Here is a 10,633-nt window from a genome sequence, read left to right on the forward strand (position 1 = left end):
CTCTGCGGCAAATATTGGGCCAAATCTGTTCCACCAAAACCGAACCGTTTCGTGGCTGATGTCGATGCCTCGCTCGTGCAAAAGATCTTCCACATTCCGAAGCGAAAGTGGAAACCGAACATACATCATGACGGCCAAGCGGATGATCTCTGGGCTCGTCTTGAAGTAGCGAAAGGGGCTGCGTGTTGTCATACCGCGACGCTAACTGCTCGCCCTGCCCGCCTCAATAAGTTTTCCTCTGACAGTGCCGTTCAAAGGATTGTTCCCAAACCCTATCCGTGCCTTGCCGCTTGGCGAGCATGCTAGGGCGATTAGTGGCCGCTATTTCCTTGCTTGATGCCTTGCCCCCTCTTGAAACGGCCGATGCAAACCGGCCGCCTCAACAAGTTTTTCTTATACGGTACCGCCCAGCGAACCTTCTAGAGTTGCAAGCTCTTGACCGCCGGCCATTAGGTCTTGTAGCTCTTCTGGTGTTACCTCGCCGCGTACGGCTGTTCCGTAGGTTTTACCCCGGTTCAGCACGGTAAAGCGGTCACCGACCGCCATCGCATGGCGCACGTTATGGGTGATGAACACGACTGAAATTCCCTGTTTGCGTACTTTATCGACGGTCGCAAGCACGTTTGCTGTTTGGCGCACGCCAAGCGCCGAAGTCGGTTCATCCAAGATCAGAACTTTGGCACCGAAATGCACAGCGCGGGCGATGGCCACGGTTTGACGTTCGCCGCCCGATAGTGTGCCAACGGCCTGATCGGGGCCGCGCAGGTTGATGCCCATTTCCCGCATTTCCCGCATGGTCGTTTCATTGGCCAGCTCGTGATCAAAGAACGGAATACCCGCAATCCGTTTGATCGGCTCATTGCCCATAAAGAAGTTGCGGCTGACCGACATTAGCGGAATCATCGCAAGGTCTTGATAAACCGTTGCAATCCCCGCTCTGATACTGTCGCGTGGGTCGTCGAACTGCATCGGTTTGCCCTCGAACAAAATCTCGCCTTTGGTGGGTTTATGCACGCCCGACATGGTTTTGATAAAGGTCGATTTACCTGCGCCGTTATCGCCCAACAGGCAATGGCACTCACCAGGATAAAACTCGACCGTGACACCGTTCAGCGCAATGACCGAGCCAAAGTGCTTTTCGATGTCCTTCATTTGGATGATCGGTTGCATCAACGCTCTCCTGTGATCAGACGACGAATATAAGTGTTTAGGATCACCGCCAGCAGCAAGATTACCCCAAGAAACACGCGGAACAGCGAACTTTCAACGTTGGCAAAGAACAACCCCTGTTGGACCACGCCAAAAATCAGCGCGCCCAAAGCGGCCCCTATAACCGACCCGTAACCGCCCGTAAGCAAGGCACCACCGATGACCACCGCAATGATCGCCTCAAACTCCTTTAGCAAGCCACGGTCAGCGCCAGCCGAGCCGAACTCCATCACCTGACACACGGCGAAAACCGTGGCGCAGAATGCAGTAAACATGAACATTTTGATTTTGACGGCGCCTACAGGAACACCAACATAACGCGCGGCCTGTGCATCCCCGCCCGAGGCAAAAATCCAGTTCCCAAAGCGGGTGCGGGTCAACAGGATATGGCCAAAGATCACCAAACCAAGTGCCCAAACCAGCAGCATCGGAATACCATCAACCACCGGCTTGCCCGCAAGGTTGCCGCGGTCAAACACCGTAATATAGCCGTTATCGCCCATCCACTGGAAAAAACCGCCCAAAATTTTGCCGCCAAACAGCGGGGCCAGCCAATCGCCCTCCGCCACCTCGCGGATACCGCCAATGATCGTCTTACGCTCTAGCGTTTGAGGGATGAAAATGGTGAAGCCGCGCAGGATGAACAGCGTGGCCAAGGTGACGATGAAACTGGGCAGGCCCGTGCGCACCACGATATAGCCGTTCAACGCGCCAAAGGCGATGCAGATCGCAAATGTGATCAAGATCGCGGCCCACATCGGCCAGCCCAGTGTCACCGAAAACACCGCAATCATCATGCCGGCAAAACCAATCATTGATCCGACCGACAGATCAAATTCGCCAGCGATCATCAACAGGCAGGCACCCACCGCGATGATCATAAACTGTGCCGACACGACAGACCAGTTCATCGCGCCTTGGGCGCTGAACATCCCGCTGTCAAAGGCAAAGAGGAGAAAGAATGTGAACACAGCGATGGTGCCCACGATTCCGCCAAGCTCGGGTCGGATAAGCGCTTGGCGCAGGGGCGAGATCTGCTTGATGCGTTCGTCGTCGGCAGTCGTGTCTGACATGAGAAGGATCCTGAGGTGAAATATGACGAAAAGGGCAGCCGAGAATGAGGTGAGGGGCGCCCGATTTCAACGCGCATGGGCTTAGCCCGCCCAAAAAGGGACAGCCGAAACGCGTAGCGCAACTAAACCTGTGTATGGGGCAAACCTGTGGGGGGCGGCTTGCAGTCACGCCAAAATGGAGCGACTGCAAACCATGTTAGACCGCGTTACCGGAATTTACCCGCAAACTCTTCAACCTTGGCAAGCCCGTCCTTGGTGACAAAGCCGGGGCCAGAGTTGATGTTATTGCCGGGCAGAACGCCATAGCGATCATAGTTGGTCAAAACCACAACCGGCAGATAGGCCTGCAAGAATGGCTGCTGGTCGATACCCCACTTGATGATGCCCGACTTCAGGCCTTTGACGATCTCTTCGCCGAGGTCGAACGTGCCGAAATAGATCGACCCTGCAAGGCCGTTTTCTTGCAGCGCAAGAATGGTTGGATCAGCCGAGGTTGGGCCAAGCGTCAGAACGGCTTCGGTTGTGGGATTGGCCGACAGATAGGCCAAAACGCGGTTCTTGATTTCAGACGGGTCTTGGCCGGAATCGATCATCTGGTTGCCCAATTCGATACCCAAACCATCGGCAAAACCTTGGCAACGCTCGGTTGACGAGGGCGAGCTGATGTAGTGGTTTACGCATAGGAATGAGTGAATGCCGTCGCGCTTGGCGCGCTGACCGGCAGCAAGACCTGCATCATATTCCGGCTGGCCAACATACATCAAAGCGCCCACTTCGGCAGCTTGTGCAGGGGAACCAGAGTTCATGATGATAACATCAATGCCTTGTGCAACAGCGGCTTTGATCGGGCCAGACAGCACGTCAAAATCTGCCAGTGTCGTGATGATACCATCGGGCTGCGATGCCGTTGTTTGTTCGATAATCCGAGCCATATCGGCCAGATCGCCTGTTGGTGGGTTGCGATATTCGACCTCAACGCCCATCTGCTCGCCAGCGAGCGCGATGCCGTTTTTAACGGTGTTCCACCAGCTGTCAGAATCAGGGGCGTGGCTGACCAAAACATAGTGCAACTTTGCATCACTGCTTTGCGCGTTGCCCATGACTGGCGCGGCAAGCACTGCAGCCGTCAACATCAAGGTTTTCAACGTAGATTTCATTATTGGCTCCTCCCAAGAATTTTAGATTTATAGAAGACTAGAGCAGACCTCCCTACTCTTACGCTAAGGAAAGCATAATTTTATTCGTTTTGCAACCGGTTGCAAAACGAATAAAATGTTGATCTGCACCAGACGTCATTGGAACGCCCTGTTGATTTCCGTGTCGGATTGACCCATTTTTTCATTTGGCGCTGAGCCCTCTGCAACATGATAATCTCATGAAAAGGCGACGGAATTCTTGATGCCAGTGGGTCAAGGCGTTTCGGAAAACTGGATCAATTCCTTGCAGAATTCAACACATGCAAGGCCAACCGTACCGATTGTCAGCAAAACCCCACCCGGAACGCCCAGCAGTTTGGGTAAGCTGAAAAAGCTATAAGTGGCCTGCATGGTCAATAGGTCGCTGAGCTAAGATGAGTGATCGACAAAACGAGATCTACCCGTCTTAATGATCTTCTATGGAGGTCAAGATGACATCAAAGGCATCGCATGCTGACATTGTAATGGAAGTAACACAGTCGACTTCGGCTGCAGCAAAGTCGCGGGTGGCGGCGAGCTGGCATCGCTCTGCACTCAAACACATGCTAAATCCAGACGAACGCCGCGCACCTGACCGCATAGAGCAAAAAAGCCTTCAATCCAGAGTCGAGGCGCTAGAAAAGTTCATGATCGTCGCAAGCCCACGCTTGGATGCATTATTCTCATTGGTCGGGCAATCAGGCTGCGCAGTTTTCTTAACAGATACTGACGGCATAATTTTGGACCAAAGACTATCTGATGCTGACGCTTTAGCATTTGAAAGTTGGGGCCTCGCGACGGGCGCCGACTGGAGCGAGGAGAAGGAAGGCACGAACGGAATTGGCACCTGCCTGACAGAACAACGTCATGTAATAATTCATCAAAACGAGCATTTCTATACACGCAACACAGGCATGAGTTGCATCGACGCACCGATTTATGGCAGCAACGGGCAACTTGTGGCGGCGCTTGATTTGTCATCCGCACGCGCAGACCAAACAGAGGCCTTCAACCGTCTGATCGCAGCCCAAGTTGCGCAAACCGCACGCGCTATTGAAGTTGCCAATTTCAGGGCCGCCTACGCATCCGCAAGGATAATTGTTGCCGACAGTGACGACGATGCCGCCACGCTGCTTGCTATTAACGAAAATGATTTAGTCATAGGGGCCACCCGCAAGGCACGTCGCGTCTTCGGACTACCACGGTCCGGTGATTTGATAGCCCGCCCCGCGGCCGACATACTTGGTCGCGAAGATGGACCAACAGGCTTTGAGAAAGCGGAAAAGGCCGCAGTGATTCGTGCGCTGGCGCGGGCTGGAAACAACGTTTCACAGGCTGCGCGTCAGCTTGGGATTGGTCGTGCGACGCTCTATCGGCGCATGAAGCGGCTTGGACTTGACGATAGTTAGGGGAAACTGTCTCAGGGCTGAGACAGTTTCAATCCGCTGACACCTTGCCTCCACAAGACATCGCACCCTGCGTTCGTCATATTCTTTGCAATCCGGGAGGAGAAGCCGGATTGCAAAAGGAGGATTTCAAATGAATGATATGACCAACACAGAGGCAGGCACATACACCTCGCCCTTCAAGCTACGCTATGACAACTTTATCGGCGGTGCATTTGTGCCACCAGTCAACGGCAAATACTTTGAAAACGTAACCCCGATCACAGGCGGCATGATCAACGAATGTGCGCGGTCGGATGCCGCCGATATTGAACTGGCACTTGATGCGGCCCACGCTGCCAAAGTGGCTTGGGGCAAAACCTCTGCGACCGAACGCGCGAATATCTTGCTCAAAATTGCCGACCGGATTGACGCGAACCTAGAGCTCTTGGCGACTGCAGAGACATGGGACAATGGCAAACCAATCCGCGAAACGATGAACGCAGACGTGCCACTTTGCGCCGACCACTTCCGCTATTTTGCGGGTGTCCTGCGGGCGCAAGAAGGCAACATGAGCGAGATCGACAATGACACCATCGCGTATCACTACCACGAACCTTTGGGCGTTGTAGGCCAGATCATTCCTTGGAACTTTTCGCTGCTGATGGCGGCATGGAAACTGGCCCCGGCTTTGGCTGCGGGCAACTGCGTCGTGATGAAACCCGCCGAGCAAACGCCCGCCGCGATCATGGTTTTCGCAGAGTTGATTAACGACTTGCTGCCAGCAGGCACGTTGAACATCGTCAACGGCTTTGGTGGAGAAGTTGGCGCAGCCCTTGCAAGCTCCTCGCGCATCGCAAAAATCGCCTTTACCGGGTCCACCGCCACGGGCCGCAAGATCATGGAAGCGGCGACCAAAAACCTTATCCCTGTCACGCTTGAACTGGGTGGCAAGTCGCCAAACATCTTCTTTTCCGACGTGATGGCAAAGGATGACGCTTTCTTGGACAAAGCCGTCGAAGGCTTCGTTTTGTTTGCCTTTAACCAAGGCGAAGTGTGCACCTGCCCGTCCCGTGCGCTGATCCAAGAGGACATCTACGAAGAGTTCATCGCGCGTTGTATCAAACGTGTGGCCGCGATCAAGCACGGCGACCCGCGCGACCCACAGACCATGGTCGGTGCGCAAGTCAGCAAGGCACAGCACGACAAAATCATGGGCTATTTCACGATCGGTCGCGAAGAAGGCGCAGAGGTGCTGGCTGGTGGCGGTGCCGCACGATTCAACGGCGAATTGGCGGGCGGAAACTACATCCAGCCGACGATCCTCAAGGGCCATAACAAGATGCGGGTTTTCCAAGAGGAAATCTTTGGGCCAGTCGTTTCGGTCACGACATTCAAGGATGAAGCCGAAGCTTTGGAAATCGCGAACGACACGATGTATGGCCTTGGTGCTGGCGTTTGGTCGCGTGACATGAACACCTGCTACCGCTTTGGCCGCGCCATCGAGGCGGGCCGCGTATGGGTGAACAACTATCACGCCTATCCAGCCCACGCAGCCTTTGGCGGCTATAAGCAGTCGGGAATTGGTCGTGAAAACCACAAGATGATGCTGGACCACTACCAGCAAACCAAGAACTTGTTGGTTAGCTATAGCCCAAATAAATTGGGCTTCTTCTAAATACCTCGAAAAGCGGCCTTTGCGAATGCATGTAAAGGCCGCATCGCTTTCTTTGTCAGATCAAGCTGTGTCGCTTTTCCAAGAACCCTGATTGAAAACCTAGATTGGTTGGGACCTTTCTGTGCATGAGGCGGGCCATGCCATCGCGGCCCACGCTTTGGGTCTGGGGGCGGTGCAGGAGATGTCGATCGCGAACGGCGGCGGCCATATTCTGATGACCACCGTGGCGTCTGACGCCGGCATCGCGGCCTATAAGTTTGACGGGGGCAGTATGGCCCCCCTTGTCTACGCAAGCGAACTTGAAACTTTGACGGTGAGCCGGACTGGCGAATTGAAGCGAATGCTCGAAGAAATGCGTGAGAGATATGGGGATTAAACGCGTTTTGCGTGAACGGTTTTGCCGTCAACTTCAACTTCAAATTCGATTCCGTCAGCGCGAATCCTATAGAAATGAACCGCCATGCTTAGGTATTCTGTTCTAGGTCCATCCTGAATTGATTGGCCATCAGAATAATCTTCTTCTTTGACCCTGCGGTCTCTCCAAAAATACTGAAGGCACTCGATTTTCTTGGGAACGCCCCACATGTCGTCAAAAACGGCTTCCACGGCCAATGCTGCCGCGGCATTTCTTCCCAAGACCACGTCAGGTCTGGAAAAATACTTCTTGATTGAGTTCGCGGCATTCCTCCATGCTTCCAAATTCTCAGATACGGGTTTCGCAAGAAAGAACGTCGCCACTAGTGCAGGCCAGTATTCAGTTGCGATTTGGACGATTGTTGCAAATGCAGGGAGTGAATAACCGGGGGCAACATCCACCTCCTCAAATTTTTGAGAAAACTCCTTTTCTAGCTGTGCCTTATACCACTCATATTGCTGTTCTTCATCAAGGTCGCTTGGTTTCCCGTAGCTATCATCGACAATGCAAACGAGAATTTCCTCTGGGCCTTCGTGGGTTTGGCCGCCATGTTTTTGCATAATTGCCTTTCCAGCCACGCGGACTTAAGAGCGGTCGGGGCCTTCTCCGGCCTGTCTTTGCACATAAGATCGCTTTCCCGGCGCTCCATGTCCAGTCCCACAAAGCTGCCGCGCCACATAGCTATGCGCTGCATTGCTGTCCCAGTGTTCGATACTGGCGGGACTGTGCCCGGCTCGATCGCGATTTCGAGGCCTGCAAGCCGGTTTGATATACCAAAACTTGATGAATTGCGCGGGATACTACAAAGCTATGCAGATGGATTATCTCGAGAGTTGGGCTGGAACCCAACCGGCAACCAAAATTGAGCACGGCATAAAGATTCCGACGTCATGGAATATTGCCTATTAACTGCTGAATTGGCATGCCCCCACTGAAGTTCTCTAATCGCATTAGTCAAGTTCCTTGATTGATGCCTTAGCGCGCGCCGGGTTCATGGTTCTCTCCGCGGTCGATCTCGACGGATCGCCGCATGTTGGCGTCGGATGGTCGGATCGGCCTAAGTGGTCCTCGCACTTGCTTCGGTGTGCAGTGCATCCAGAGGGACGGCCTGATCCGCGCCATACGTCCCGGCGGGGACGCGTCCGCTGGCTTAGTCGCGCAACTTATCCCTACTTATCTCGTCAGTCATCTCGTCGCCATTTGCCGTCTCTTTGATCGCAAACATTGCTCGAAAGAGACCTGAGCTGAACCAATACAAAAGCAGTCTACGCGCAGTAATTTGGTTAATACACAGGCATGCGGCTCCTTTAGGTCACCGGACGGGAACAAGCGCTTTCACAACCTCTGCCATCGTCAATGTGCCAACGGTGGCGCCGTTTCGAGTAACGGTGAAGGAGACATTGGTATCACCTTGCGCCACCGTGATCAGCTCTTCCAGCGTCGCGTTGGCATCCACTTGGCAGGTCGGCCCTTCAATCCGCCGCCCCCCTGTCATCATTGTGCGCGCGCGCAGAACCCGGGCGCGGTTGATATCGGAAATGAAGTTGATGATATAGGGATCGCTGGGATGAAGCAGAATATGTTGTGGTTCGCCCTGCTGAACCACTTCGCCATCTTTCAGCATCACCAGATGATCGGCGAGTTTTAACGCCTCGTCGAGATCATGCGTGATGAACACGATCGTCTTGTGCAATTCGTGCTGCAGTTCCAACAATAGATCCTGCATATCGGTACGGATCAATGGGTCGAGCGCCGAAAACGCCTCATCCATCAGCATGATTTCCGAATTCGACGTTAGCGCGCGGGCGATACCGACACGTTGCTGCATGCCCCCCGACAACTGATGCGGATATTGCGCGCCCTGCCCCGCCAACCCGACACGGTCAAGCCAGCGCGTCGCCTCGGGTTCCCATTCCGACCGCGGCCGCCCCGCCACGATCAAAGGTGTCGCCGCGTTTTCTAAAACGGTGCGATGCGGCAACAGCGCGAATTTCTGAAACACCATCGACATGTTTTTGCGCCGCAAATCACGCAGTCGCTCGGCAGAGTAAGACATGATATTCTCGCCATTGACCATCACCTCGCCGGCGGTGGGGTCAATCAAGCGGTTAAGATGCCGGATCAGCGTCGATTTGCCGGACCCAGATAGCCCCATAATCACCGTGATTTCGCCCGGAGCCATATCTACATTGATATCGCGCAGTCCAAGAACGTGTTTATGCTTGGCCAACAACTCGGTCTTGCCCATCCCCGCTTTGACATGGGCCAGGGCTACCTCCTGCGCACTGCCGAAAATTTTATACAAGTTACGGATCGAGATCTTGGGATCTGCCATGATGCGCTCCATTCAATGCTTCTGTGCCGCGTTGACATGCGCCAACGCAGCCTTGGTGCAGCGATCCAGAATGACAGCCAACAGCACAATCCCAAGCCCTGATAGCAACCCAACGCCCAGTTCCAAATTGCGGATGCCGCGCAGCACAAGCACGCCAAGGCCCGGCGCCGAAACGAGACTTGCGATCACCACCATCGCCAGCGACATCATGATCGTCTGGTTCACCCCCGCCATGATATTGGGCAACGCCAGAGGGATTTGCACAGAAAACAGCTTTTGCCGCTTGGTCATGCCGAACGCATCGGCGGCCTCAATCACCTCTTCATCCACTAAGCGGATGCCAAGGTTGGTCAGGCGCACCACCGGTACTATGGCGTAAAGAATGATCGCAATCCCGTAAAGCTTTGGCTCGGTTACCGAGAACAGGAAAATCAGCGGGATCAGATAGACGAACGGTGGCAGCGTTTGCAGCATGTCGAGCACAGGGGTCATCGCATTTTGGCACCGATCGGACCGCGCCATCGCAATTCCGATCGGCACGCCAAACAGCACGCAGATCACCGTACACACCATAATAATGGCCAGTGTTTGCATCGTGTAACTGTAATAATCAATAAATGCGAGCGCCACAAATGCCCCCGCGACGAACCCGCCCAGCGACCAAGACCGGCTGACCTTTAGTGCGATAAGGGCCAGCAAAGGGATCATAATCCACCAAGGTGTATGCTCGAACAGCCAAAGCGCGCTTTCCAGCGCCCAGCTCAGCGGTTGCGTGATCGGATCTAGCACCATTGACAGAACGCCTTTGATTTCAAGAAATCCATGCTCGAGTCCTTGGCTGACGGCACGCGATTGCGGAAAGGCCGAGCAAGCGTCATTCAGAACATCCATCGACGGAAAAGGCGTATCCCAGATTGTCGTTTCTGGCGCGCCGCCATTGGCCTTCGCCATCAAATCCGCCATCGACGGTGGTGCCGCCACGCCCCCGCTTGCACTGCTATCGCACCAGCCGCGCAAACCAAGCGCATTGAATACCCATTCGAAATTTGCCATTGCGAGGCTCCCTATTATGATCTCGGCGCCTCTGATGGGCGCCTTGACGTGAGGGCGCGCGGAACACTGCGCGCAGTGGAAAGGCTGCTCCAGTGATCCGGAGCAGCCCGCTGAGGATTAGCTATTATTGCAAAACCGCCGAGAGTTTGTCGCGCGCGTCCTCACTCAACCAATCGTTCCACACGTCTTTATAGGTTGTCAGGAAATAGACCGCGCCTTCCTCTGCGGTAGCTTGTTAATTGTCACTGAGAACTGACCCGGCGGGGATGCGGACAAAAACTTGGACTGTTTTTACGTCATAAGTCCTAGG

General features: G+C 54.3%; 10 protein-coding genes and 1 pseudogene. 4 read left to right on the forward strand and 7 right to left on the reverse strand.

All coding sequences use genetic code 11. The features are described 5' to 3' along the window. The 4 genes and pseudogenes from ACEN2J_RS19630 to ACEN2J_RS19645 all read right to left on the reverse strand — a co-directional run. Positions 1-192 (reverse strand): annotated as a pseudogene (locus ACEN2J_RS19630) (IS6 family transposase); the annotation flags it as partial. A gap of 201 nt (positions 193-393) precedes the next feature. Next, on the reverse strand, positions 394-1,170 hold the full coding sequence (locus tag ACEN2J_RS19635) for an ATP-binding cassette domain-containing protein (RefSeq protein WP_442108291.1): 777 nt from the start codon (positions 1,168-1,170) through the stop codon (positions 394-396). Next, positions 1,170-2,282, reverse strand: coding sequence for an ABC transporter permease (locus tag ACEN2J_RS19640; RefSeq protein WP_442108293.1), 1,113 nt, complete (start codon positions 2,280-2,282; stop codon positions 1,170-1,172). The genes ACEN2J_RS19635 and ACEN2J_RS19640 overlap by 1 nt, the downstream gene beginning before the upstream one ends. Before the next feature lie 206 nt (positions 2,283-2,488). Then, complete coding sequence (locus ACEN2J_RS19645) at positions 2,489-3,439, reverse strand: sugar ABC transporter substrate-binding protein (protein WP_442108295.1); 951 nt, start codon at positions 3,437-3,439, stop codon at positions 2,489-2,491. 470 nt (positions 3,440-3,909) lie between these two features. On the opposite strand from ACEN2J_RS19645, the gene ACEN2J_RS19650 reads away from it, so the two are divergent. The 3 genes from ACEN2J_RS19650 (at position 3,910) to ACEN2J_RS19660 (ending at position 6,896) form a co-directional block, all read left to right on the forward strand. Next, positions 3,910-4,866, forward strand: coding sequence for a helix-turn-helix domain-containing protein (locus ACEN2J_RS19650; RefSeq protein ID WP_442108297.1), 957 nt, complete (start codon positions 3,910-3,912; stop codon positions 4,864-4,866). Between the two features lie 130 nt (positions 4,867-4,996). After that, positions 4,997-6,520: an aldehyde dehydrogenase gene (gene adh / locus ACEN2J_RS19655; RefSeq protein ID WP_442108299.1), complete on the forward strand. Its 1,524-nt coding sequence runs from the start codon at positions 4,997-4,999 to the stop codon at positions 6,518-6,520. A 121-nt stretch (positions 6,521-6,641) separates the two neighbouring features. Beyond that, entirely contained in the window at positions 6,642-6,896 is a 255-nt protein-coding gene (locus ACEN2J_RS19660; protein ID WP_442108301.1) for a hypothetical protein, read from the forward strand. Here the strand turns inward: ACEN2J_RS19660 and ACEN2J_RS19665 are convergent. Next, on the reverse strand, positions 6,893-7,495 hold the full coding sequence (locus tag ACEN2J_RS19665) for a hypothetical protein (protein ID WP_442108303.1): 603 nt from the start codon (positions 7,493-7,495) through the stop codon (positions 6,893-6,895). The genes ACEN2J_RS19660 and ACEN2J_RS19665 overlap by 4 nt on opposite strands. 123 nt (positions 7,496-7,618) lie before the next feature. On the opposite strand from ACEN2J_RS19665, the gene ACEN2J_RS19670 reads away from it, so the two are divergent. Beyond that, positions 7,619-7,801: an IclR family transcriptional regulator domain-containing protein gene (locus tag ACEN2J_RS19670; protein WP_442108309.1), complete on the forward strand. Its 183-nt coding sequence runs from the start codon at positions 7,619-7,621 to the stop codon at positions 7,799-7,801. A 446-nt stretch (positions 7,802-8,247) separates the two neighbouring features. Here the strand turns inward: ACEN2J_RS19670 and ACEN2J_RS19675 are convergent, their stop codons facing one another. Further along, the gene (locus ACEN2J_RS19675) at positions 8,248-9,270 is read right to left on the reverse strand and encodes a quaternary amine ABC transporter ATP-binding protein (protein WP_442108305.1); all 1,023 of its coding nucleotides are present in this window, start codon (positions 9,268-9,270) and stop codon (positions 8,248-8,250) included. 12 nt (positions 9,271-9,282) lie between these two features. Next, positions 9,283-10,323: an ABC transporter permease gene (locus ACEN2J_RS19680; protein WP_442108307.1), complete on the reverse strand. Its 1,041-nt coding sequence runs from the start codon at positions 10,321-10,323 to the stop codon at positions 9,283-9,285. Between the last annotated feature and the right edge of the window lie 310 nt (positions 10,324-10,633).

Origin of the sequence: Pseudorhodobacter sp. W20_MBD10_FR17, assembly GCF_052119765.1 — a bacterium.
Taxonomy (GTDB): domain Bacteria; phylum Pseudomonadota; class Alphaproteobacteria; order Rhodobacterales; family Rhodobacteraceae; genus Pseudorhodobacter.